This is a genomic window from Spiroplasma endosymbiont of Virgichneumon dumeticola (genome assembly GCF_964264745.1).
Classification (GTDB): domain Bacteria; phylum Bacillota_I; class Bacilli_A; order Mycoplasmatales; family VBWQ01; genus Spiroplasma_E.
In genome coordinates this window covers 486099-510539 of record NZ_OZ183478.1, presented here as the reverse complement: position 1 = coordinate 510539, position 24441 = coordinate 486099, and the positions used below count along the sequence as shown (strand labels likewise).

Here is a 24441-nt window from a genome sequence, read left to right as displayed (position 1 = left end):
ATTAATTTTTGTTCTATTTAGTTTTCAAAGATCGTTTTTTCTGGTTTATGACCATTTTGTTTTTGGTCACAATAGGAATACTACAGCAACCAATAATCAATGTCAATATAATTACAAGAAAAAAATAAATAATTTTTATTTTATTTAAATTAAATAATTTTTACTTAATTTTAAGTACTTCTTTTTCAGTCATGATAATCATTTTTAAAATAAAATATCTCTTTTTGAAATAAAAAAGAGATATCAATACTTACGATTAAATTTAATAATAATAATAATATAAAACACAAATACAAATAATTATGAATAAAATGATAATTATGGAAATAATCAATTATAAAAGAAATAATTTCAAAAAATAAATTCACTTATTTATTCTTTTTTTGTTTGATGTTTTCTTTTAAGTTTTTATCAGAAATTGGTTTAAAAGCTTTTTTAGCTCTTTTTTATGGGATTGTGTCTTGCACTAAATTTTCAATAAAAAATTAAGTAAGAAATAATTGCACCACCAAGTAGTGGCAATCCAATTCCTAATCCCATTTGTAATTGTCATCCATGAAATTTACTATTAGCTTGTGTTTGTAAATAATCATGAAAACTAATTCCATTGGCAAAATTATCAATTTCACCCTTATTTTTCGGCAACTCTTTTCCATTTAATAATTGTTTAATAGTATAACCGTGTAAATTTACATTACTTTCTGCATTAGTGACTGCATTTTCAAATTTTTGATTTATATCAGGTAAATTTGAATTCGTTCAAGTAATAGTATCACTTTGAAGTTTATCTAATTAAACTAGGTTTAAATAGTCATCATCAATAGTACTTGATTTTAAATAATTAAAAGTATTAGAAGTTCAAGTTATTGGTTTTAAATAACTCTTAATTCCAACTTGATTTATGTGTTGTTGGATTAGTTGGATTTGTTCTGAACTAGCAAAACCTCTTGAAGCAATTGCGATGATTTGATTAATTCATTGGTCTTTATTGTCAGTGATAAATTTTTGATAACCATTAATTCAACTTGTATAACTATCTAAAGTTGATTTGTTAATTATATTTCTTGTATCAACATTTAAATCTTGTGGTAAACCAGATAAACCATCTTGTAATTTTTGATTAGCAATTGTATCTATTTCTGTATCTAATTTACTTTGATTAATAGCTTCTTTTGTTGAACTATCAACATAATTAACATGATCTAAAAATGTCTTAAATCCATCTGCTAAATCATCAGGTACAATATTAAACCCTTTACCATTAAAATTAACATTATTATTAAAAATAATATTAACAGTGTTTTTATAGTTATCTAATCACCCATTTGCTTCTTGCTTTACTTCTTGAATTGCTGAATGACTATCAACTGTCACATTTAACTTGTTTGCTTTATCATTTAAATCTTTATCATCAAATTGGACATTTAACTTTCAGTTTGTTTGTCCTAATTCTAAATAAGAATCATAAGAGTTACCAACCATATCAACTAAATGTAAGTGATAACTTCCATCAACGCTAATATTTGTATCTTTACTTATAGATTTTTTATTCCCTGTAACTATAAAATTATTGCTATTGTCAATCGTTCCTAAAATGAAAAAACTATTAGTATAATCAATGACATTTGTGTTTAAATTAATACTTAATGTAGCAACATGAATACCGCTTCCTGATTTAGTACGTGTTTGTATAATTGGACAATTAATAGTATGGGCGTATCAAGTTAATGGTTAGATTAATAAGAACTTAAATGAGAGATAATACTCTCATTTTTAATTGTTAAACAATTATAATTAATTATTTTGATAAATCTGTACTTTATGAAAGTAATTAATTATTACATAACTAAATAAAAAATTATTAAAGGCTATAGTGCAGATATAACTAATAGTAATTTTTGTCATGCTCTTTTAAAATTTAAGAAATTTTGGTTCCCTTCCCCCTACAACCCCCTACCCTTGGCTTTGCTACTTACAGTAGCATAAGCCTTACGTAGTAGTAGAAGATATAAGTATTTAGTATATAAGCCTATTATCACTGTAAGTGATAAGGCTTATACGTAATAGAAAGGAAATATATATGACAACTATTAATTTAGAATTAAAAAGTAAAGTTAGAGAAACAGAGAAAGGTATATTATTAGAAATTGGTGAATATGAAACATGATTTTCTACACAATATACTACTATTGATAATAAAAATAAAAAAATATTAATAAAAATATTTGAAGATTGAAATTATAAATTAGGTAAAAAATCTATTACAAATGATATTTCTAGTATTAAAGGTAGTGAAATTTTAAAATATGTAAAAAATATACCAAATGTTACTGCTAATGAAAATGAATTAATATCTTGTGAATTTTATGAACAATATAATGGTTATTATAATAATAAATGAAATAAAGATTTATCTATAAAAATTGTTAATTATTTAACTATTATAAATAATTGAAATATAAAAATATCAAATCATGATGAAGCAGAAAGTTTATTAATTGGTTGATATTATTTAAATAAGGAAGTGAAATAAAATGACAGTATATTGATGTAATGAATGCGAAATTGCCTATTGTAATGAATACTATGGTAATAAATGTGAATGTTACCAATGTCTATTAAACATAAAATGGGAGAAGGAGAATAAATAATGATTTGTTATTACTGTAATAAAAAAGCAAGTATTAAATTAAATAATAGAAAATTAAAAGATAAAGATACTAAATTTGAAATGTATTTATGTAATAAATGTTGAAATAATAAAGATTTTGATTAATAGGAGAATAAATAATGAATACTAAATTAAAATGTATTGTTAAAGAATGTAATAAAAAAGTATTAATTAAATTACAATCTACAGATTTAGAAAATACTTCTATTCAATTTTTTAAAATGTGTAAAAAACATCAATTAGATTTTAATAATAAAGTAAAAGAAATAAAAGAATATTATGATAATAAAATAAAAAATAAGGAGTAAAAAATGACTAAATGAGATTTTGCAAAATGATTAATGGAACAATGATTAGAAGCAAGAAAAAATAATGATAAAGAATATATGCAAGTAATAGAAGATAGTTTTACTGAATTTAATTAAGATTAATAACTAAATTATCTATATTAAATATATAAAATATCATATGAAAGGAAATAAATAATGGAAAATAAAATACTAATTGCTATTACTATAGAAGATTTAGTTAATATTTTAGATAATAATTTAAAAGATAATAATTCAATAAAAATATTAAAAGACATAATTGATAAAAAATATCATTATTGAGTTATGCAAGAAAAAGAAAATACAAATTTAGAATTACTTAGAGAAATGGAACTTAATAATTAAATTATGTATATTTAATAAATATTTATGATATAAAAATAATATAAACTTAATAATAGTTTTTAACTCATTGCTTTATTTTAAAGTAAATGAGTTTTTATTTTGAAAGGAGTCAATTAAATATGAATAAGAAAATTTTATGTGGAACATTATCAGGAATAATAATTGGAGGTATGGGATTTACCTTTTCATTTTTAAAAGTTTTTGAAAAAAGTATAGAAATAAGAACAAATAAAAATTTTGATAATGATTTATCTATTATTGCATGTATAGGTTCGTTTGTAGGAGGATTTTCTGGCTTTTTAGTTAGTAGCTTAATTTCTGATTGTATAGAGGAACGTTCAGAAAGAGAAGCTTATAGAGAATTTTTTGAAAGTCAAAGAATAGAAAATATTCCAAATCAATTGATAAACGAATCAACACCATTATTACAAGAACACATATTAAATATAAATAATGAAGAAAATTTATTAAATACCAATAATCATTCTAATCATAATCATTGTATTATTTTATAAATAAAAAAGTTACCAATAAGGTAACTTTTTAATTAGATTGTGAGGGAATAGTATTTTGTTTAGATTTTCTTTTGAATTTAAACTTGTAAAAATTTATTTTAAATTTATCATGCCCTATTTCTTTTATTAAATTATCACATTTATTCTTAATAATAATCAAAGCTACTACTAATCCAATAAAATTTAAGCCTATAAATAATAATATTATACCTAAAGAATGATTTTTCTTACATAAACTAATACCAAAAGGAATAGAAAATAACATTATCCATGCATAAATAATACATATTATTATTATTATTAAATAATTTACATCAACTTTCATAGTTTTCCTTTCATAAAGGTATTAAAACCTGATTAATAATATATTTTAATATTAACATATTATTTAAATTATTGTGAATTAAATACTATTTTATCAATACTTAAATAATATTTATTTATATATCTTAAAATTTGAGAATCATGAAAACTAGGATTTAATGTATTACGGTCTTGATATATCACTTGTACTTGAGTTATTATAGGAAACATCTGTATTTTAAATTTAAATTCTTTATCACTAATATCACAAAAACCTAAATAAGTATAATTATCTTTTTCCATCATTAATGGTTTAAGAAGTTTAGCTTCTGATTTAAGCGAACATTTAGAAATTGTATATAATCAATCAATATTATTTGGTTCTTTTGCTATTACTGAAACTCCATAATTATCAAACACATAACTTTCACTGGCTGGGTATTCTATAATTTTATAATTATCATAATTATTTGATGTTTTAATTTCATTATAAGTATTTAGTTCAGATAAATTTTTAGTAAAAAAATAACTTTGTGATTTTGTAGGTATAAATTGTTCTGAAGTTAAAAGATTATTTTTATTACCTTGTTTACTTTAAATTGTTTCGTAGTCTCATGATAGATAAATATCTATACTTTTATAATATCTTTTTAAATCATTAAAAGTATAAATTAATAATGTTGGGTCTAAATAATCTTTAAAATTAATATCAATTTCTAAATTTTTTAAATTTTTATTATTATTAATTCATGTATTTTTATCATATTCTAAATGCTCTTTGTCCTTATATAATAAAGTTGGATATGAATTCACTGTTTCTGTTATACTTGGATTTTCTGGAATAATAACAATTGTTTTAGCAATATTTAATGGGTCTGGTGGTAATATTTCTGCTGGATAACTAAATGTAGTTTCTTCAGTTTCTTTATATTCATCATGATTTAATTTATATAAAGTAGTTCAATTAAAAGCATTACTAGTTAATGCTCCTTTATTTTTATATCTAAATTGTGCAACTGAAAGTTCATTATAATCACCTTGATAAGTAAATGGATTATCACTATAAAAGGTATGTCTTTCTTCTCCTTGATGTAATGATTGAGTTACAATTGTATCAATAATATAAGCATAATTAGAACCGTCAGATACACCATTAGCAGTTGGATTTCATTGACAATCTGTATCTTCATTAGTAAATGGACTTGCTATATCTAAAAACTCTGTATCTTCTGCTAAAATATAAACTTTATTATTTTTCTTTTGTGATAAATCAACTGTAATTATTTGTTCTTTTGTAGTTAATTTATGACCTGTTGTAGGGTCTCATGGATATACTGATATTCTATCACTTAATTTCATAGTCATAGCAGTTGTAGAAACATTTGCACCTAATAATTTACCAATAGCAAAATCATTTTCATTAGCAAAATTATTTAATGGAATTAAACCACCATTACCAATAATATTTTCTAAATTATTTGTAAAAAATGCAGACATAAAACCATTAAAATATAACATTTTTTTCTATTGTTTAACATTTTGAGTAATAACTCAACTACTTCAAATACCTAAAGTTAAAGTATTTAATAATTTACCAATTAAAGGTATATCACTTAAAGCAAATGGTAATCATTGAGTACTATCATAAGGCATTTGTATTAATGGAGAAAATACTACACTATTAAAATTTAAGATAGCAGACATATATTTTTGAGATATTTTAGAATAATCTACAGTTGGTGAACCAATAATTAAATTAGTATCTGAGTCTTTATATTTAAAATTACTACTCATATCAACATTATAATTACCAGAGATATTATTAATATTTCATTCACTATCTCAAAAGAATTTAGCTTCTCCAATTGCTGTACCATTACTTAATCTTGCTTTATCTTTATCAAAAGAAAGCATACCTTTAAAATCTTTTGTTACAAATAAATTATCTTGAAAATTTAATGAAGTTTTTAATCATTCTGTAAAATTTTTAAAATTAGTAAATCCAGTAGGTTTAGCATCCATTAAATTATAAAATGTTGTTTCTGGATGACTATTAGTAGTTATTTTATCATTTATAACAGCTAATAAACCACCATTATTTTTAACTGATGTACTTGAATGGTCATTATTACCAGCAATAAATAATCTTCTTGAAGCAAATACTTTTTGTTCAAATATTTCTTTATTATCAATTTGATTAGGTGCTTGACCTTGTATTATAGGTCTACCATAATAATAACAACTAGATAATAATTCTAATCCATAAGATTGTCTATGACTATATCTAACTCCAATATCACGCATTAAAGTACGATTTAACGTTACTTCTCCTTCTTGAATAGTAGGGAAAGCATAACCACTACCTGGACTTGCATATTGTACATAATCAAGCGTATTTTGACCACTTGCTACTGCTCTATCATTAACTGAACTAAAAGTTAATACTTGCATACTAAATTCACCATTATAAGGACTATAATAATTAGTTACATTTGAAATATATAATAATTGTCTATCTTGATTTTTACCTGTATTACTACCAATATTTTCATTTTTATCATTAAATACACAAAAAAATTGTAAATAATCATCTACTGTAATTTGTTCTTCAAACATAACTAATGTATATTGTCTTGTAGTAGAAATTGTTTTAAATAAACTATTATTAGGTAAACCACCAAAATCTACACCACTAGTATCATCAATTAAATAAGCATTTCAATAATCACCAATTTTATATTGTTTAGTATAATATTGATTTTGACCTGTTGTTTTATGTGTTACTGGGTCAGTTATACCTTTATTTTTTTGATATATATTAGTACTTTTTTTTCAAATACATACAACTGGAGTATTACCAGAAAGTATTAATTCATATTGACCAAAATCACTAATTTTACTATTAATAGGTTTATAACCAGTTTCAGTTAAAGGTATTGCTCCATTATTAATTATAAATGGAAATATTTTTCAATGACTTAAACGTTTAATTATTGCTTGTTGTCTCTTTAGATGTAGATGTGCGTGTTTCATTAATTGAATTCGTTGATGATTGCTCATTTTCATTATCTCCTAATTCTTTATTTAATTTTTTATTTTCTGTAATAATAGTTTCTAATTTATTTTCAGCCATAAGTTGGTCAATATTATCATATTCACCAATGGCTTCAGTTACTGTCATTGTGCCATTATTTAATCTTGAATTAATAATTTGGTCTTGTATAATTTGGTCAGTCATTGCTATAGGTATAAATTTAAATGAATAAGGTCTTTCACCAATACCATTTCATAAATTTTCACTAATAAGAAGTAAATCAAATATACGATAAAAATAAGCACTATAAAATGCTATTTTAATTTCTGTTGTTTCCATATCAAATTTATTATTAAACATACTTTGTGTTTTATTTGTATAAACATCATTACCATGTTCATCATAATCATATCCAGCACCATTAAATATTGCTTTAGCAGTACCATTATAATCTAATCAATATTCACTAAATTTAGGGTCACCTTGAATAATTTGCATACCACCATTACCATTTTTATCATAACCTGCACTACCAACATTAACTATCATATCTTTTTTAGGATTTTCAATAATATTACCATTTTATTGCATTTCTTTTGCTGTTTCATTAGGTAATGAAGCAAATAAAGTAGTAACATTTAATTCTCTTTCTAATCTTTTTTGTCTAATAACACGATTTAAATCATATATTAAATCTCATACTGCTGTACAATCTGGATATGCATTTAAAGTAGTTGCATTACCATATAAATTAATAATTGGTAAATTAGTTATTTCAAAAATAGGTATATAATTAAATGGATTTTTAATTTCATAAGTTTTTAATGGTGTTATATTTGGTTTTAATTTTGTTCTTGTAGAACCTAAAATAATATCTTTATTATTATCTTTATATGTTTCATATTTAACTTTTCCATTTTGTATTGTTACTCAAGTTAAAGTAGCACTATCTGCTTGTTCATTAATAAAATAAAATTCTGCTAATTGTTCTTGTTCATTATATTTAGCAACTCTACCACAAAAACTATTAGGTAATATTTTAAGTGATTTACTATTATCTTCATTAATTATAATCATAATAAATACTTTACCCATTAGTGAATTTTGTAAACCAAATTTATAAAATTTTTCTAATCATTTATCTTTTAAATTCATATCATTAAGATAATCTAATATTTCTTTTTTACTTGAATTAAATAAAAAACCTTTACCTAATCATAATTTAGTTGATTTTTGAGCAATAATCATTGGTATATCAATATATCATTTTGATTTATCACAACTTAAATATTCCATTGTATTTATCATATTAATCACCACCAAAATTATTTTTATTAATTAATAATTTATTATTAATACCATTAATTAATCATTTCATTTCATGCATTAAAGCATACATATCACTATCTCAAGTATCATCATGTAAATCTAACATTTGCGGAGTATTATTAGCATTATCTATTTTTACTTTAGATAATCATTGCATTAAATTATATTGTCTTTTAGTTTCTGGACATCTTTCTCAATTAAAACTAATAATATTTTTAAGCATACAAATTGTTGTAAAATCCATTCTATCATTTAAATATAAAGTTGATTTATCTACTGCTATAAATTTTAATCATGTTATATTACGTTTTTTAACTCAACTTTTTAAAACATCAATAAATACTAATCCACCATTACCATAATCAACATAACAAGTAAAACCAAATAACATTGCTATATAACGTTTACTTTCATTTATATAATAATTAATGGCTTTTCTCCCTTTATGTACTATTTTTAAATTTTATCACATAAATGCTGAGAAAAGCCTATCTACGGACTTCTCCCCACATTTTTAAATTAAACATAGCATTACAGTTTCAAAACTAGGTATGTTCTTGAATTTATATGCAGCTTCTTTGGCATATAAATGAATATGATGTTTTGCAACTTTGATATGTGTTTTAAATGTTCTTCGTATATGTTTTCATACTGACTCAATTTGGTTGGTATTTACACCAGTTTTTGAAACATAGCCATCTTGATGGTTAACTGTTTCATGCTTAGTGAAAACCGATTTCAAATCGCGATATCCTTTTCAAGAATCAGTATGTACATCACACTTTGAAGAAATGTGGTTTATTGCAAACTGCAAAAGATTTTTACTGTTTGCGTTTTTCAATACTTTCACAATCAGATTGTTGGTTGTTTTTTCATAAATACCAACAATCAAGGTTTTGTTCAACAAGGATCTTCCTTGTTTTTTAAAACCCATATGTGAAAGATACATTTCATCCATTTGCACTATGCCCTCAACAATGAATTGAGATTCTTGTTTAGCAATGGCACTTCGGATTTTATGACCCATTCTTCAAGCTGTTTTCAAGGTCACTCCCAATTCTTTTGCAACATCAGTTGATGGAATTCCATGTTTGGTGTTTATTCATCTAAAGATGAGATAAAACCAAGATATTAAAGGTGTTTGTGACTTTGAAAATATAGTGCCCGTGAGAATATTGAATGTTTGATGACATTTCAAACATCTCATTTTTCTTAAATTAGAAGTATTCAAATTAAAACTAGAACACCTAATACATTTGCTTTGTTTCAAACTTGCTATATATGCAAGACATTGTTTTTCAGTTTGAAAAGTATTATTGAACTCATTCAATTTCATTGTTTCCTCCACAAGTACATGTGGGGAGAAGTCCGTAATTAATAATATCATTTGCTAATGTATCAGTATCTTTATATTGCATTGTTACATTACTATGATAAAATTCACTTTCTTTATGTGCTCTTCTACCATTATCATTTTCACCAATAAATCATAAACTAGCACTTGTAGGATGACCACTTGGACTTGTTGCCATACCTATATCTAAACCACCAGTTAATCTTTGTACTTGAAAATCTAATTTAGTACCAACTTTATCAAGATATCTTGCAAATATAGCACCAGTAAGAATACTTGGTACACCATAATATCAAGATTGTGCTTTAATTGGATCTAATACTTTTAATTCTTCTAAATCATTAATCATATCTAATGTAAGATTATGAGCATTTACTTTTCAATTACTATAATGAAATAATTTAAAAATATTATTATCAAATATTGATTTAATTTGTTCATTTTTTTCTTTCATTATTTCTAAATTAAAAGGTACAATTTTATTCATATATTCAATATAATATTGATAAATATTATCTGGATTACAACTTTTTATTTTTATTCTTTTTTTAGCATTACCTAATGCAAATGTTATTGCTTGAAATTCTTGCTGAGTAAATTCATTTGCTTCTTCACATCATTCAATTGCTAAATCAAAACCTTTTATTTCACTACGAGAAAGCCCTTTTAAAGGTATTCTATCATTTGAATTACTATATACACCCATTATCTTATAAATGATTTAGAGCCTTTAAAACGAAAGTCTGCTTGCTTATTAGGGTATTTTAAAGTAAAATCTTTATAATCATTTAAACATATTGTTATTAAAGCATTATATATTTCTTTTACTAAATCATTAATATCTTTATTTAATTTTCTAAAACAATATATAGCAATTGATTTATTAACTTTAATTGAAATAGCTATTAATATTGCTAATTCTTCTGCAATACTATATGTTTTACTACTATATCGTGAACCACTAAGATTATATTCACTATGAGTAAAATCACTTTTATTTAATAATCAATAACTAATTTCATTAAGATAAGTAAATTCTTTATTCATAATATTATTCCTGTAATTCTTCTAATTTTAAAATATTACCTTTATATACACTAGTTGCAGTAACTATTCTAATTATATTATCCATAACTTCTAATCTTAATAATTCAATTTTTAAACCTGAATTTAGATTTCAATTTCTTACACAACTATCTAATATATATACACAATCATATTTATTTGATAATAATTTATTAAATTCTTTACTTATAGAATAAGCAATAGGTTGCGTATCTCCATCCCATATATAAGTAACTCTATATTTTTTCCCGGAAAAAAATTTATAATTAATTTGGTTTTTTGTTATCATTGTTCCTACTTCTTTTCATTGTGGAACACTTGGGTTAGGAGGATTTGGTGTTGGATTATCTTTTAATTCAATATCTCAACAATTGTCTTCTATTTCATTAGTTTCTAAACTTTTTGAATTAATTTTAATTGGTTTATCTATATTAATTATACTTGGTGAAGTAATATCTAATTTATTACTAGTGATTTTATAAGTATTTTCTTTTAATTCTTCTTATAATGAATATATTTTACCTTCATCATCATTAAATCTATCCATTGCAATAGCATTTGAAATAACTACTAAATCAACATAAGATTCAGTAATTCTTTTACCACTAATTCCTTTAAAAAAACTAGCTAATACAGCACCTTCACCTTGTCATAAAAATTGCATATATATAATTGGACTTTTTTCTACATTTTTTCAACAATAACCAACTCTATATAAAGTATTTACTTTAAAATCATAATTAATTTTAATGTTACTTTCTTTTGTACCAATATTTTTTCATTTAATAACATTTAAAGATTTTATTCTTTCATCAACATATTTTTTATTTGGAATATCTAAATCATCAGTTATAACTGGATTATTTCTATAAATTAAAGTTTTACCACCAACATTAGTTTTAATAATATCATTAACTAATCTTGTTGTATTATCTTTATCATTTTTATTATTAAATATTCTATTTTCATCAACTGAACTACCACCAGTAGCACTAATAACATTATCTTTAATAGTTATATTAGTACCAGCTGTTAATTTATCTTGTTTTAAAACTAAAACACCTTGTACATTAGTTACTTCAGTCTTAATTTGACTAATATGTAAATCTTGTGTATCATTAACATTTTTAACTTCATTAATAGCACCAGTAATAGTTTTATCTGTTGTTATTAATGCATTATCAGTTTTATCTTGTTTTTTATCTAATAGTTCATTAGTTTCTTCTTTTTTATAATAATCAGTTAAATCAGTTTTACCACCAGTAGCGCTAATTTTATTATCTTTATCAATAGTTATATTAGTACCAGCAATTAACTTATTTTGTAATTTATCATCTGCATATTTTTTAGGAATTAAAGTTCCATTTAAATAACTTGAGTAATCTTCTGTAAAAGGATCAAAATTTTTATAAGCAACTCATTTATATATAAAATTAGGTACTAAAGTATGTTTTAAAATTTCAATAGCATTTTTTCTATCATCAAGGTCATCAAAATAAATTACTTTATCACTAACATCACTATTAACTATATGAGTTTCTTTATCATATTTAATATCAATAGTTTCTTTTGGACTTTTAAATTCAGGTACTGTAGTAGATGTATTAATACCTCTAGTATCAATATTAATAACCGGTCTTGATCTATTTTGTGGATGAGTAATAGTGATTTTAGTTCTAGTATCTGATGATTCTAAATTAGTATAAGTAATATATTCATTTAAAGGACTATCTTCACCACAATTTGAAATAAATTTCGGACTTCTCCCCACATGTACTTGTGGAGGAAACAATGAAATTGAATGAGTTCAATAATACTTTTCAAACTGAAAAACAATGTCTTGCATATATAGCAAGTTTGAAACAAAGCAAATGTATTAGGTGTTCTAGTTTTAATTTGAATACTTCTAATTTAAGAAAAATGAGATGTTTGAAATGTCATCAAACATTCAGTATTCTCACGGGCACTATATTTTCAAAGTCACAAACACCTTTAATATCTTGGTTTTATCTCATCTTTAGATGAATAAACACCAAACATGGAATTCCATCAACTGATGTTACAAAAGAATTGGGAGTGACCTTGAAAACAGCTTGAAGAATGGGTCATAAAATCCGAAGTGCCATTGCTAAACAAGAACCTCAATTCATTGTTGAGGGCATAGTGCAAATGGATGAAATGTATCTTTCACATATGGGTTTTAAAAAACAAGGAAGATCCTTGTTGAACAAAACCTTGATTGTTGGTATTTATGAAAAAACAACCAACAATCTGATTGTGAAAGTATTGAAAAACGCAAACAGTAAAAATCTTTTGCAGTTTGCAATAAACCACATTTCTTCAAAGTGTGATGTACATACTGATTCTTGAAAAGGATATCGCGATTTGAAATCGGTTTTCACTAAGCATGAAACAGTTAACCATCAAGATGGCTATGTTTCAAAAACTGGTGTAAATACCAACCAAATTGAGTCAGTATGAAAACATATACGAAGAACATTTAAAACACATATCAAAGTTGCAAAACATCATATTCATTTATATGCAAAAGAAGCTGCATATAAATTCAATAACATACCTAGTTTTGAAACTGTAATGCTATGTTTAATTTAAAAATGTGGGGAGAAGTCCGTAGATAGGCTTTTCTCAGCATTTATGTGATAAAATTTAAAAATAGTACATAAAGGGAGAAAAGCCAATAATTATTTTTTTGTGGTTCTATTCCTTTTAAATCAAAACCTTTAATATTTGGATATTCTTTAATTTTTCTTAAATAATTAAATACTTCTGGTGGGATAAAATAAGGGTCATCTGGATTAGTTTCACTATAAGTTAATCCACCTTGACTAATTGAACCTTGACCACGTAAATAATCTACATCTTTAGTTAATAAAAATCTAACATAATTAGTAGTTGCTGTTTGAATATTATCTGTAAAATCTGTTGGTGTTATTTCTGGTCATTTTTTACTAATAGTAAAACCACTTAAATAATCAATATTACTACTAGCTACAGATATTGCAAATCAAATTTCATTATCTGGAGTAGTAACTTTATCAAATAATAATTCATTAAAATATTTAGAATTTTTAAATTCTTCAACTGTTATAAATAAAATTGGGTCTTTAATAGCCATAATTTACTCCTTAATGTAAAAATAAAGGGTATTTAAACCCTTTAAATTTTAATTTTAGTTACTTTTTTCTTATCTTTATTTGTTAATTCTTGACGTTTTGCTTTTTGAGCAATAATAAAATCTTCAAAATCTTTTTCATCAACATCAAAAGCATCTAATTTTTGTGCAATAGGAGTTTCTGTTAATTGTAATTTATCATTTAATTGTTTAGTATTTAAAATAATATATTCAATTAATTTATTAATTTTAAGTTCTTTTGCAACTATATCTTGTTTATTTTTTTTAATTTTTTTTGAAATAATAGATAATACAAAAGTAATAATAACCCCACTAGTAACTGCTCCTCCTATAATTCCACTTAATAAATATACTGTTAAATTCATGATTTATTCCACCTTTTCTATTTGAATTTTATTTGAATGTTGTTTACATAAATTACATTCTTTTTTATGTTTTTTAATTTGTTGATATTGATAAATTAAATAAGGACTTGTAATAATAATTGGTATAGTAATTAATCCATATTTAATTAATTTTCCATAATTACCTAATTTAGTAATAACATTTAATCCTATATGACTAAACATTGGAAATAAAGTTAATGCTACATGATCTGGTCAACTAAAATTATATTGAGTAGTATAATTACCTATTCCCATTTCTATTGGTATTTTAGGTATTAATCATGGTGTTATTGTAAAAAATAATGTTATTAATATACCAATAATATGACTAGTTATTTTTAAAATATTTGATATTAAAATTTTTATTTTATCAATATGAGTACTATTTTTATTAAATCAAATTTTATTTAATCTTTTATATTCTTTATTATCTTTTGATATTGGATTAATAGTATTTCATATACCAATTGGTTTATCTAATTCAATAATAATTACCACCTACTTTCACGTTTTATATTTACTTTTATTTTTATAAATAGAAATGCCAATATTTTTATTTAAATTATTAGTTTTATGAAAAGTTAAATATTCTTTTCTTTCTACTCTTCATGCTCTACTACCTAATTCAGTTTTTGGTAAAGTTTTAAATTCTTTAAGTTTAAAAAATCCACGTTCTAATCTATTAATAAATGCAGTTGTTTTTAATACATTAATATTCGTTGATTTAAGCACATTATAACGTTGTTTACCTTTACTAATACCTTTCTGTTCTTTAAGTTGTTTCTTAACATATTTACGTATCTGTGATGGTAAAAAATCCCTTAAAAAATATCTTCAAAATATTGTTCCAGCACCACTACCATTTTTACCTTTTTGAACTTTCATTAAGTTTCAGGTTTCTTCACTTACATTAGGATAAGTATATGGTCCATATCAACGTTTATTTTTACTTGTATCACTTTGTATTAATACTTGTAATAAACCTAATTTTAATGATTTATTAGATTTATAAAAATTACCTTTTTTTAATCATGAACTAGATAATACTACTCAACCTTTTTCATCTTTATTATTAGCTTCTTCTATATCTTTATCATTTAAATCTTTAGTATTATCTTTTAATAAATTATTAATTTTTTTAGCAGGATTAACAAATAATTTATTTAATTCATTTTTTAAAATAGTTAATTCATTAGATTTTAATATAGATAATAATTTTTAGCAATATTTGGATTAAAAGTTGAATATGGTTGGTCAAGTTCTTCTTCACTAACATTTTCACTATCTAAAACTGTTTTTAATCCTGTATCTTTACTATAATTTTTTAATAAACTAACAATTAATACACGAATATCATCACTTGCTAATGCTGAGTATATAAGTCTAATAATTAAAGGTAACATTATAAACTCATATGGTTATAATCTCAATTTAATGAAGCATTATCATGATTTAATGGTACTTCACTCATATTATCACTACCATATTGACTAGATGTTTCACTATTAATAGTAAATCTATTATCATTAATTAATCTTGCAGTTTCATTATTAAATGGTGTTTCTTGCATTTCTTGGTTATGATGTGTAGTTTCAATAGGTAGTAAATTATGGATAATTTCAGAAGCACCAGCAACTATGGTAGGTACTGCATAAGCATTATTAATACCAATAGCAACACCACTTGAAATCAAACATCCACCATTTGCCATATTTGCTATTCTACGAATAGTTTCAAATCTATTAGGTATTAATTCAGTAATTCCTGCTATAAGATTTGAAATACCATAAGCATTTAATGAAATATAAGTATCTCAATCCATTAAATTATTATCATTATTAACTAATAATACATTATCTGGAAATGGGTCTACTGTTGTTGTAGTTATTGGATTTTCAGTTGGATTTGGATTGATATTTGTATTAGTAAATTTTGCATAATTTACTAAGCCAATTGTTCCTAAACCTAATAATATTTTTTTAGAACTATTAATTAGTTTAGTTTTAGCAGAAGGTCTTTGATTTAAATTTCAAATATCTAAACCTAATTTTTTACCAAATAATAAACTATTAATTGAACCTAATATTGGATTACCTATTAATTGACCATAATAAGCACTAGTTCCAATCATTGCTAAAATTGGACTAATTCCAGTTCTTATTAATTTAGTTAAAGTATATTTATTTGATTGTATATTCTCAACATGTGGCATTTTTAACATCCTTTAAATTAGTTTGTTTTTTAACTTGAATTCTAACTGTTCCTTGACAATTTATATTATCTCCAACACATATAGCAAAATTATCATGAACATCACTTACTATAAAATAATCATTTCTTAATTTAGGATATTCATCTAATAAAATTGCTCTTATATCATTAGATGTAGTTAAATCTTCTGGTTTGGCTGAATAAATAGTAATATGTGCTTTTTCATCAAAATATTTATAAATATATTCCATAATTATTTTTTAGTAAATTCTAATTTTACTGTTCCATAATATTCTTTATTATTACCAGAAATAGTAGCACTTGTTGATGTAATATTACTAAATTCTGCTTTACCTTTTTCATAACCATTATTACCAATATTTACTATTATAGTTTCTAATTCATTATTAGTAGGTATTGCACCAGCCATAGTAATTTTTCCTAAATTTTTATAATAAATTATATTTTGTAAATCTAAAATATTCATATTATCATAATCTGTTGATTGATAAGTTGCATTAATATTAGTTGCATCAACTTTATAATTTTTTGCTCTTGCTGTTTTAATTTCATCAATTGTTGGCATTTTTTCTTGAATAATATACATTAAATCTGGTCTAATTGCACTTGGTAATGCATATAATGCTTTTCCAATAATACGAATATTATCTGTTGCATTATCTAATTTATTTCTTACTTTTGTAAATGAAATAGGCATACCTCACATATATCTGTTATAAACTACACCAAATAAATCTAATAATTTATAATCTTTTTCTAAATGCATACCAGAAACTGTATCATGTATAAAATCTTGTTCTAAATAAAAACTTTCATAAAATTCCATACCCATAATTTGATTTGTATATCTTTTACCAGTTGCTAAAGTATTAGCTGCAATTTGACCATAATTTAATAATGTAAATGCTTTTGCTAAATTAAAACTACTATCAATACCACAAGCACCAGTTAAATCTGTTTTATTTATACCAACTGTAATATTATCTACTTTTTTAATTAATTTATTATTTCTTTCTCCAATTGTATAATAAGCATTTAATGCTTGTTCTTTTGTCATATTATTTAAATTTAAAGGTAATACTAATGATTTAGCAATTGCATAATCTTTTGTACCTTGTAAAAATATTAATTCAAAATTTTCTCTTAAATTTCTCATAAATGAATTTGTTCAATTTGAAACAATTTGAGTTGCTACATTTGCTGGTGAAGTCATAAATCTTTCAATATCAAATTCTGGAATATTAAAATCAATTGTTAATTCTTTATCAATAATTAATGTTGTTGTTTTAACTGTTCCTTTTTGTCTTTTAGTACCTGTAAATTCATCTCATGTTGAGCCTCATAATACCCGTACTGTTGCTCTATATATTGCCATTGCTACACCACTAATATTTGCTATTTGGTCAGCAGTAACAGTATTTCTCATAAATAAAGTACTTAATTCAGCAGTTAATTCACCACGAACTTGTGCTTCAAGTACACTTAAAACAGCATTTTCAGTAGGGGAATTACCACCAATAATAAATGCTTCTGGAATTTTTGGAATTGCCATTTTATCCTCTTTCTATTTAATAGATTTAAGTGTAGTTCCTCTTGCTAAATTTACAAGTTTTTCTAATTCGTTAGGGTCAGTAATACCTGTAGTTTTAGCTTTTTCATTTAATTTTCTTTCTAATTCTTCTGGATTAATACTATTTGTATGTAAATCTAAAAGAGTTTTAAGATTAAAATCATTTGAATTAGGTTTATTTTCTTGTTTAATAGATTCTGATGTTTTATCAATAAGAAATTCTTTATAATCTTCATTTATTTTATTAAATGCTTCTTGTTTAGATAAAGATTTATAATTATCAGTACTCATTAAATTTTTAATTAAATTTACTTTTTTAGTATCTTTAATATTAGAAAATAATTGTTGCTCTTCATAACTATTAATTTTATTTTCATAATTTTTTAATTTAGTTTCATATTCACTTAATTTAGGTTCAATATCTTTTTTACTTTCATCATATACTACATTTCTATGTTGTTTTAGTAAACCTTTAACATCATCTAAACTATAATTCTCTTTTTCATCAAAAGTAAAATTACTCATACCTTTAATCTCCCTTTATGAATTTTTATTATATTAATACATCACTTTAATATATGTTATTTAACATATTCACTTTAATATATTATATCATTTTTACCCTTTAAAATAAAGAAAAAAACCTATATTTATTATAGGTTTCTAGTCATTATTTTCTATTTTTCTAGGTTCAATAATATTAATAATTATATTACTTTGTGTGTTATTATCTTCTTCATTAATATCAAATTCATTTGGATGAAATTTTAATCAATGTTGATAAATTATTTCTGGTTTTACTAATGCTTTTTCTAACATATGAGTTGAAATAATACTACGTGCTTTATCATAACTTTTTAAAAAATTACGTTGTCATGGACTGCTTCTGCGTCGGCAATCAAATATATATTTTCTATCAATTCCAAGTGCATTATTTAATCCTTGTGGTGTTAATATTTTATTTTTTGTTCGTAAATAATTACTAATTGTAACCTCATAATTTCCTAAATATTTTCTTTGTGCGGGCATATTATTCACCTTATTTATTATTTATTATATTAATTATACATTAGTGTCAAAAATATTATTACAACATTTTCTTTTTAATTACTATTATAATCAAATTCATAAATTAAGAAAGGAATTAAATATTATGAATTTTCTTACTGATGAACTTGATTATGAAGAATGTGATAAAGAAATTAATAAAAATGATATTAATTATCGGACTTCTCCCCACATGTACTTGTGGAGGAAACAATGAAATTGAATGAGTTCAATAATACTTTTCAAACTGAAAAACAATGTCTTGCATATATAGCAAGTTTGAAACAAAGCAAATGTATTAGGTGTTCTAGTTTTAATTTGAATACTTCTAATTTAAGAAAAATGAGATGTTTGAAATGTCATCAAACATTCAGTATTCTCACGGGCACTATATTTTCAAAGTCACAAACACCTTTAATATCTTGTTTTTATCTCATCTTTAGATGAATAAACACCAAACATGGAATTCCATCAACTGATGTTGCAATAAACCACATTTCTTCAAAGTGTGATGTACATACTGATTCTTGAAAAGGATATCGCGATTTGAAATCGGTTTTCACTAAGCATGAAACAGTTAACCATCAAGATGGCTATGTTTCAAAAACTGGTGTAAATACCAACCAAATTGAGTCAGTATGAAAACATATACGAAGAACATTTAAAACACATATCAAAGTTGCAAAACATCATATTCATTTATATGCAAAAGAAGCTGCATATAAATTCAATAACATACCTAGTTTTGAAACTGTAATGCTATGTTTAATTTAAAAATGTGGTGAGAAGTCCGTAGATAGGCTTTTCTCAGCATTTATGTGATAAAATTTAAAATAGTACATAAAGGGAGAAAAGCCTTAATTATTTCAGAAATATATGATTAGCATATGATGATTTTTGACATAAAAATAAATATGATAAAAGTAAATATAAATATGTTAAAACTGCTCCAAGAAGCCCAAATACTCAATATGGTAAAATAAATGATTTTTATCGTAGATGTTATTTAATATTAGAAACTAATGAATATTATTATCCTTTAGATAATTATATAAAAATTAAAAAAAGAAAAAGAACCTTAACTAATTTAGAACATATAATAATAAAAAATTCAGGTAATGGTAAAAGACAATCTGATGTACAAGATATAGTAAAAAATGCTAAATTTTCTAAAACATATATGACTAATGTAATGAAAAATGCAGTAATAGGTGTTGAAAAAATAAAAGAGAAAAAGATAGTATTACCAAATGAAAAATTATTTGTAAATATGGATGATTGTTTTATTTCTTCATTATTTAATAATAAAAAACAAAAAAATCGTATTCGTACAATTAGTGCAAATAAAGGTACAGATTTAGAAAAATCTACTAAAAGTAGAAATGTTTTAAAAGATAAAAAAATAGCTTATATGAAAACTAAAAATGGTGAAAGAATTAAAAGACAAGAATTAATTGATAAAATTTATGAATTTCTTGATTTACAATTTATTTATAATAAAAGTAGTTTAGTATTTATTGGTGATGGTGCACCTTGAATTAAAACTTCTGCTAAAAAAGAAAACATTCCTTATGTAATTGATAGACACCATGTTTTTAAAGCACTAAAAAAAGTATTTATTTTTAATAGAAAAGTAGATAATAAAAAATTAACAAATGCATATAACTTATTTATTAATGGTAAATATTATTTATTATTAGATTTTTTAAAAGTAAATAATATTGATGAAAAAATATATAAATATTTTAAAAATAATAAAGAAGGTATTATTAATCAAAAAGAAAATTGAAATCAAGGAGTTTGTGCTGAAAGTGATGTATCACATTTAGTGAAATCATTAAAAGGTTATGGTGCTAAAATTTATAATGATAAAGTACTTAAAAATATGCTTTTAATTAATTCAGCAAGAATTAATAAATTAAATCTTTTACTTTAATATTTTAAAAACTTAATAAATCTTAAACCTAAATAGTTAGGAATTTTTGTTATAAAATAATAAAATAAAACATTAAAATATTTTGTTTATTAAACAAAATATGATATAATTATAATAACAATTAAATAGTTTAATGTTGTCTTTTATTTAAAGAAAATTAAATTATAACTATTAACTTTATTCACCCTAATAGTATTACCTAAATCAGAAATTAAACCCGTTAACAAATCAGTATCACCTGAATTACTTAAATAATTCAAATCATTACTATCAATCGCAGTTTTAATTCAAAAATTATAACTAATTTGACCAGTGCTACTATTTCCGCCAAATAAGTTAATGTATTGTTTATATTCATCTTTTAATTTAAAGTTAAAGTATGTGTACCCTTATCTAAGTTAACATTAGTTGCAGGTATAGTAATTGTTGCTCCATCTAATACATCATTTTTTAAATATTCTTGTTTAATATTAATTTTTTGTTCTTGATTATAAACAAGTCCATTATACTTATCTCCATAATAGTAAGATTTTTTAATATCCAACAAGTAATCCAACAAATTTGCTTTATATAAACTTCTTTTGGTTTTATAAGTCCCCGTAGTAAAATATAATGTTCCATTATATATATATATATATATATATATATATAAATCATTAATGATTTCTGAAATACCAGTATCTGATGTAAAGTTTGTTCCATCCTTACTTATATACAACAAACCTTCCTTATTGCTAGATCATGCCTCTGCTCCCACATAAATTGTTCCATCAGGAGCAATCGCTATACAATTAATATAATAAATATCAAAATTAATACCAGATACTGGTGTAAAATTTGTTCCATCGGTTGATTTATATAAACCACATCCTGCTGTTCCTACATAAATTGTTCCATTTTTATCAGAACTAATTGATGTTATACCAATATTTAATCCGTTCATTTGGCTAAAGTTTGTTCCATCAGTTGTCTTATAAACCCTTTATCTGTTCCTACATAAATTGTTCCATCTGAAGCAACTACAGAATTATAAACATCAACATCAGATAAATTACTAAATTCACTAATAAAAGGATTATTAATCCTACCTAAATTTTGTTTTATTTCTTGTCCTAATTTTGTATTATTTGTTAAATTAATTGTAGAAGACACCAAACTATTTATTAAAATACTTATAGTCAAAAAACTCATGAATTTTTTCATATTATTTTTCTCCTTTTTTGTTTTTAAATTTCTTCTTTTCTATAAAATTAAAAGAATTTTTGGCGTATGCCTTTTAACGTTATTTTAGTTTATAAATTTTATTCATAAAAACTCTTTTTAAGAATAAAAAAATTTAATCTAACTTCTTTGACTTTTTCTGACATCTTGACTATCTCATTTAGAATCATAATGTGGTAATGTATGAATTGGTAATCACGCTACATCAGTGTCTGGGATAAAATTTGAACTTAAATCTAATTGTCTCAAATTTGTTAAATTAGATAAATATAAAATATTCGAGATACTGTTATTATATAAATTTAATCAAGTTAAATTAACTAAAGGTGATAAATCAGAAATTTTATTATTTGCTAAATTTAATTCACTTAAACTACTAATCATCGACAAAGATGAAAGATCTAAAATATTATTACCAGTTAAATCTAAAGACACTAAATTAACCAGTGAAGACAATGGATTAAGGTCTAAAATATTATTAGCTGTTAAATTTAATTTACTTAAATTAGTCAAATTAGATAAAAATATTAAATCAGAAATTTTATTATTTGCTAAATTCAAATCAGTCAAATTTTTAATTGAACCTAAACTATTAACGTCTTTAATACTATTATTAGCTAAATTTAATTTACTTAAATTCTTTAAATCCGTAAATGATGGTAAATTAGAAATTAAGTTATTACTTAAATTTAATTGTGCCAAATTTGTTAATTGGAATAAGTCACTTACGTTGGAAATATTATTATGGTTTAAGATTAATTCTTTTAGTGTTTTTATATTTGATAAAAATGAAAGTTCGGAAATATTACTACAACTTAAATCTAATTGTGTCAAATTAGTTAAATTAGATAAATCATTAAGATCAGTAACGTTTGTATTATTAGATAAAACTAACTTTGAAAGAGTTTGAACATTAGACAATGAAAAAAATACAGTTTTCCAATCAAATTTAAATTTCTTACTTATTTTCATACTTGAAACATCTAATTCTTTTAACGAAATAAAAAAACATAATTTTCCCAATATCACTAACATAATTATCAGATATGTTAAGCACTATTAACTGATTTAAAACCATTTTTAAATCACCTAAGTTAATAACTTTATTGTTATTAGCAATATTAAGTGCAGTCAAATGTGGAAAATAATCTAATCCAATAAAACTGCTAACATCAGCGTTTGATAAATCTAAAGCAGTTACACTATTAACATCATTTTGGTAAATAAAAATACCATTACTATCATTATGAATAATAGCACTTAATGAAATTTGAATGCTAGAAATTAAATTTGAATCGCTAATATACTCATTCAAATAACATCTAGTTTCATCATCATTTTTTAGAGATTTGTTGATTATTGTTTTAATTTGTTTATTACAATTTTTATTTTTTAATTGATTAGGATAATTATTACTTTTACTAATATTTTGGTTATTAAAGTTAGTATTTGATAAAAAAATTGATGATATAAAATTAAGATAATGTGGTTAATAATTTTTTCATAATTGCATAAATCTCCTTATCTTAATTTTATATCTTTGATTGGGTAATTAAAGTAGAATAACCATCAACTGTAAATGATAAAGGTAAGTAAATAAACATAATATTTGGATTATAAAATTGTGATTGGACAGGAATAGTAGGATCGTTAAATTTATCAACACTTAGAAATGGTTGAACATTTGTTTTAATTTCGGAAGGATTAAGTGAATCAGATATGCCTTTAGCAAAAGGTTGATTAACTTCTTCATTGTTTGCTAAATCAATTCATAAAATTAATTTAGTATCTTGAGGATTAGTTTTATTAACAAAAACAAAACTGCAATTACTTATATCTAATTGGGTTTTTAACACCATATTAAATACTTGTTTGTTTTGCATAACAACATAATCAACTTCTTCTTTATCACCTGACTTTACTGTTGTCGAAAATTTATCAAATGTCACT

The 24441-nt window shown here is 23.2% G+C and carries 38 protein-coding genes; 9 read left to right on the top strand and 29 right to left on the bottom strand.

The window, feature by feature from the left end; translation table 4 throughout:
* Window positions 1-435: 435 nt before the first annotated feature.
* Together ACFEL4_RS03305 and ACFEL4_RS03300 are read right to left on the bottom strand one after the other, a co-directional pair.
* The gene (locus tag ACFEL4_RS03305; protein ID WP_375318102.1) at window positions 436-645 is read right to left on the bottom strand and encodes a hypothetical protein; all 210 of its coding nucleotides are present in this window, start codon (window positions 643-645) and stop codon (window positions 436-438) included.
* 147 nt (window positions 646-792) lie between these two features.
* Entirely contained in the window at window positions 793-1482 is a 690-nt protein-coding gene (locus ACFEL4_RS03300; protein WP_375318101.1) for a hypothetical protein, read from the bottom strand.
* A gap of 598 nt (window positions 1483-2080) precedes the next feature.
* Here ACFEL4_RS03300 and ACFEL4_RS03295 point away from each other — a divergent pair.
* The 5 genes from ACFEL4_RS03295 to ACFEL4_RS03275 all read left to right on the top strand — a co-directional run bounded on the left by ACFEL4_RS03295 (window position 2081) and on the right by ACFEL4_RS03275 (window position 3860).
* Entirely contained in the window at window positions 2081-2533 is a 453-nt protein-coding gene (locus ACFEL4_RS03295; RefSeq protein ID WP_375318100.1) for a hypothetical protein, read from the top strand.
* Between the two features lie 117 nt (window positions 2534-2650).
* The gene (locus ACFEL4_RS03290; RefSeq protein ID WP_342218012.1) at window positions 2651-2776 is read left to right on the top strand and encodes a hypothetical protein; all 126 of its coding nucleotides are present in this window, start codon (window positions 2651-2653) and stop codon (window positions 2774-2776) included.
* A gap of 14 nt (window positions 2777-2790) precedes the next feature.
* The gene (locus ACFEL4_RS03285) at window positions 2791-2979 is read left to right on the top strand and encodes a hypothetical protein (RefSeq protein ID WP_375318099.1); all 189 of its coding nucleotides are present in this window, start codon (window positions 2791-2793) and stop codon (window positions 2977-2979) included.
* A 177-nt stretch (window positions 2980-3156) separates the two neighbouring features.
* Window positions 3157-3345: a hypothetical protein gene (locus ACFEL4_RS03280; protein ID WP_375318098.1), complete on the top strand. Its 189-nt coding sequence runs from the start codon at window positions 3157-3159 to the stop codon at window positions 3343-3345.
* 119 nt (window positions 3346-3464) lie between these two features.
* A complete protein-coding gene (locus ACFEL4_RS03275) occupies window positions 3465-3860 on the top strand; it encodes a hypothetical protein (RefSeq protein WP_375318097.1) in 396 nt (131 codons plus the stop codon).
* 28 nt (window positions 3861-3888) lie between these two features.
* Here the strand turns inward: ACFEL4_RS03275 and ACFEL4_RS03270 are convergent, their stop codons facing one another.
* From ACFEL4_RS03270 to ACFEL4_RS03215, 12 genes are all read right to left on the bottom strand, one after another.
* Entirely contained in the window at window positions 3889-4185 is a 297-nt protein-coding gene (locus ACFEL4_RS03270; RefSeq protein WP_375318096.1) for a hypothetical protein, read from the bottom strand.
* Between the two features lie 68 nt (window positions 4186-4253).
* On the bottom strand, window positions 4254-4583 hold the full coding sequence (locus tag ACFEL4_RS03265; RefSeq protein ID WP_375318095.1) for a hypothetical protein: 330 nt from the start codon (window positions 4581-4583) through the stop codon (window positions 4254-4256).
* 174 nt (window positions 4584-4757) lie between these two features.
* Complete coding sequence (locus ACFEL4_RS03260) at window positions 4758-5681, bottom strand: hypothetical protein (protein WP_375318094.1); 924 nt, start codon at window positions 5679-5681, stop codon at window positions 4758-4760.
* 6 nt (window positions 5682-5687) lie between these two features.
* The gene (locus tag ACFEL4_RS03255) at window positions 5688-7196 is read right to left on the bottom strand and encodes a hypothetical protein (RefSeq protein ID WP_375318093.1); all 1509 of its coding nucleotides are present in this window, start codon (window positions 7194-7196) and stop codon (window positions 5688-5690) included.
* Complete coding sequence (locus ACFEL4_RS03250; RefSeq protein ID WP_375318092.1) at window positions 7150-7746, bottom strand: hypothetical protein; 597 nt, start codon at window positions 7744-7746, stop codon at window positions 7150-7152. Before ACFEL4_RS03250 ends, ACFEL4_RS03255 begins: the two co-directional genes overlap by 47 nt.
* Window positions 7747-7779: 33 nt before the next feature.
* On the bottom strand, window positions 7780-8505 hold the full coding sequence (locus ACFEL4_RS03245; RefSeq protein WP_375318091.1) for a hypothetical protein: 726 nt from the start codon (window positions 8503-8505) through the stop codon (window positions 7780-7782).
* A gap of 1 nt (window position 8506) precedes the next feature.
* Window positions 8507-8917 (bottom strand): hypothetical protein, encoded by a 411-nt coding sequence (locus ACFEL4_RS03240; protein WP_375318090.1) that lies wholly within the window; start codon window positions 8915-8917, stop codon window positions 8507-8509.
* 123 nt (window positions 8918-9040) lie between these two features.
* Window positions 9041-9862, bottom strand: a complete 822-nt coding sequence (locus ACFEL4_RS03235) for an IS1595 family transposase (protein ID WP_375318089.1) — start codon at window positions 9860-9862, stop codon at window positions 9041-9043.
* The gene (locus tag ACFEL4_RS03230; protein WP_375318088.1) at window positions 9840-10586 is read right to left on the bottom strand and encodes a hypothetical protein; all 747 of its coding nucleotides are present in this window, start codon (window positions 10584-10586) and stop codon (window positions 9840-9842) included. Before ACFEL4_RS03230 ends, ACFEL4_RS03235 begins: the two co-directional genes overlap by 23 nt.
* The gene (locus ACFEL4_RS03225; protein ID WP_375318087.1) at window positions 10586-10927 is read right to left on the bottom strand and encodes a hypothetical protein; all 342 of its coding nucleotides are present in this window, start codon (window positions 10925-10927) and stop codon (window positions 10586-10588) included. Before ACFEL4_RS03225 ends, ACFEL4_RS03230 begins: the two co-directional genes overlap by 1 nt.
* A 4-nt stretch (window positions 10928-10931) precedes the next feature.
* Window positions 10932-11234, bottom strand: coding sequence for a hypothetical protein (locus ACFEL4_RS03220; RefSeq protein ID WP_375318086.1), 303 nt, complete (start codon window positions 11232-11234; stop codon window positions 10932-10934).
* 213 nt (window positions 11235-11447) lie between these two features.
* On the bottom strand, window positions 11448-12737 hold the full coding sequence (locus tag ACFEL4_RS03215) for a hypothetical protein (protein ID WP_375318085.1): 1290 nt from the start codon (window positions 12735-12737) through the stop codon (window positions 11448-11450).
* Between ACFEL4_RS03215 and ACFEL4_RS03210 the strand changes: the two genes are divergently transcribed.
* Window positions 12737-13558 carry an IS1595 family transposase gene (locus tag ACFEL4_RS03210; RefSeq protein ID WP_375318084.1) on the top strand — a complete coding sequence of 274 codons (822 nt, stop codon included), beginning with the start codon at window positions 12737-12739 and terminating at the stop codon, window positions 13556-13558. The two genes, ACFEL4_RS03215 and ACFEL4_RS03210, sit on opposite strands and share 1 nt — an antisense overlap.
* Before the next feature lie 40 nt (window positions 13559-13598).
* Here ACFEL4_RS03210 and ACFEL4_RS03205 read toward each other — a convergent pair whose 3' ends face one another.
* The 10 genes from ACFEL4_RS03205 to ACFEL4_RS03160 form a co-directional block, all read right to left on the bottom strand.
* Window positions 13599-14081 carry a hypothetical protein gene (locus ACFEL4_RS03205; RefSeq protein ID WP_375318083.1) on the bottom strand — a complete coding sequence of 161 codons (483 nt, stop codon included), beginning with the start codon at window positions 14079-14081 and terminating at the stop codon, window positions 13599-13601.
* A 41-nt stretch (window positions 14082-14122) separates the two neighbouring features.
* A complete protein-coding gene (locus ACFEL4_RS03200; protein WP_375318082.1) occupies window positions 14123-14464 on the bottom strand; it encodes a hypothetical protein in 342 nt (113 codons plus the stop codon).
* 3 nt (window positions 14465-14467) lie between these two features.
* Window positions 14468-14983: a hypothetical protein gene (locus ACFEL4_RS03195; RefSeq protein ID WP_375318081.1), complete on the bottom strand. Its 516-nt coding sequence runs from the start codon at window positions 14981-14983 to the stop codon at window positions 14468-14470.
* Window positions 14984-15370 carry a hypothetical protein gene (locus tag ACFEL4_RS03190; protein WP_375318080.1) on the bottom strand — a complete coding sequence of 129 codons (387 nt, stop codon included), beginning with the start codon at window positions 15368-15370 and terminating at the stop codon, window positions 14984-14986.
* 314 nt (window positions 15371-15684) lie between these two features.
* A complete protein-coding gene (locus tag ACFEL4_RS03185) occupies window positions 15685-15888 on the bottom strand; it encodes a hypothetical protein (protein WP_375318079.1) in 204 nt (67 codons plus the stop codon).
* Window positions 15888-16697 carry a hypothetical protein gene (locus ACFEL4_RS03180; RefSeq protein ID WP_375318078.1) on the bottom strand — a complete coding sequence of 270 codons (810 nt, stop codon included), beginning with the start codon at window positions 16695-16697 and terminating at the stop codon, window positions 15888-15890. The genes ACFEL4_RS03185 and ACFEL4_RS03180 overlap by 1 nt, the downstream gene beginning before the upstream one ends.
* A complete protein-coding gene (locus ACFEL4_RS03175; RefSeq protein WP_375316881.1) occupies window positions 16666-16947 on the bottom strand; it encodes a hypothetical protein in 282 nt (93 codons plus the stop codon). Before ACFEL4_RS03175 ends, ACFEL4_RS03180 begins: the two co-directional genes overlap by 32 nt.
* Before the next feature lie 2 nt (window positions 16948-16949).
* Window positions 16950-18269 (bottom strand): hypothetical protein, encoded by a 1320-nt coding sequence (locus tag ACFEL4_RS03170; RefSeq protein ID WP_375318077.1) that lies wholly within the window; start codon window positions 18267-18269, stop codon window positions 16950-16952.
* A gap of 12 nt (window positions 18270-18281) precedes the next feature.
* Entirely contained in the window at window positions 18282-18812 is a 531-nt protein-coding gene (locus tag ACFEL4_RS03165; protein ID WP_375318076.1) for a hypothetical protein, read from the bottom strand.
* A gap of 138 nt (window positions 18813-18950) precedes the next feature.
* On the bottom strand, window positions 18951-19316 hold the full coding sequence (locus ACFEL4_RS03160; RefSeq protein ID WP_375318075.1) for a hypothetical protein: 366 nt from the start codon (window positions 19314-19316) through the stop codon (window positions 18951-18953).
* 124 nt (window positions 19317-19440) lie between these two features.
* Here ACFEL4_RS03160 and ACFEL4_RS03155 point away from each other — a divergent pair, with 124 nt between their 5' ends.
* From ACFEL4_RS03155 to ACFEL4_RS03145, 3 genes are all read left to right on the top strand, one after another.
* Complete coding sequence (locus ACFEL4_RS03155; RefSeq protein WP_375318074.1) at window positions 19441-19608, top strand: hypothetical protein; 168 nt, start codon at window positions 19441-19443, stop codon at window positions 19606-19608.
* Window positions 19548-20108, top strand: coding sequence for a transposase (locus ACFEL4_RS03150; RefSeq protein WP_375318073.1), 561 nt, complete (start codon window positions 19548-19550; stop codon window positions 20106-20108). Before ACFEL4_RS03155 ends, ACFEL4_RS03150 begins: the two co-directional genes overlap by 61 nt.
* Before the next feature lie 100 nt (window positions 20109-20208).
* On the top strand, window positions 20209-21270 hold the full coding sequence (locus ACFEL4_RS03145) for an Mbov_0401 family ICE element transposase-like protein (protein ID WP_375318356.1): 1062 nt from the start codon (window positions 20209-20211) through the stop codon (window positions 21268-21270).
* 361 nt (window positions 21271-21631) lie between these two features.
* Here the strand turns inward: ACFEL4_RS03145 and ACFEL4_RS03140 are convergent, their stop codons facing one another.
* From ACFEL4_RS03140 to ACFEL4_RS03120, 5 genes are all read right to left on the bottom strand, one after another.
* Window positions 21632-22213, bottom strand: a complete 582-nt coding sequence (locus ACFEL4_RS03140) for a WD40/YVTN/BNR-like repeat-containing protein (protein WP_375318072.1) — start codon at window positions 22211-22213, stop codon at window positions 21632-21634.
* The gene (locus tag ACFEL4_RS03135; RefSeq protein WP_375318071.1) at window positions 22201-22473 is read right to left on the bottom strand and encodes a hypothetical protein; all 273 of its coding nucleotides are present in this window, start codon (window positions 22471-22473) and stop codon (window positions 22201-22203) included. Before ACFEL4_RS03135 ends, ACFEL4_RS03140 begins: the two co-directional genes overlap by 13 nt.
* 138 nt (window positions 22474-22611) lie before the next feature.
* Window positions 22612-23412: a leucine-rich repeat domain-containing protein gene (locus tag ACFEL4_RS03130; protein ID WP_375318070.1), complete on the bottom strand. Its 801-nt coding sequence runs from the start codon at window positions 23410-23412 to the stop codon at window positions 22612-22614.
* A gap of 37 nt (window positions 23413-23449) precedes the next feature.
* The gene (locus ACFEL4_RS03125; RefSeq protein WP_375318069.1) at window positions 23450-23806 is read right to left on the bottom strand and encodes a hypothetical protein; all 357 of its coding nucleotides are present in this window, start codon (window positions 23804-23806) and stop codon (window positions 23450-23452) included.
* 217 nt (window positions 23807-24023) lie between these two features.
* Window positions 24024-24440 carry a hypothetical protein gene (locus tag ACFEL4_RS03120; protein ID WP_375318068.1) on the bottom strand — a complete coding sequence of 139 codons (417 nt, stop codon included), beginning with the start codon at window positions 24438-24440 and terminating at the stop codon, window positions 24024-24026.
* Between the last annotated feature and the right edge of the window lies 1 nt (window position 24441).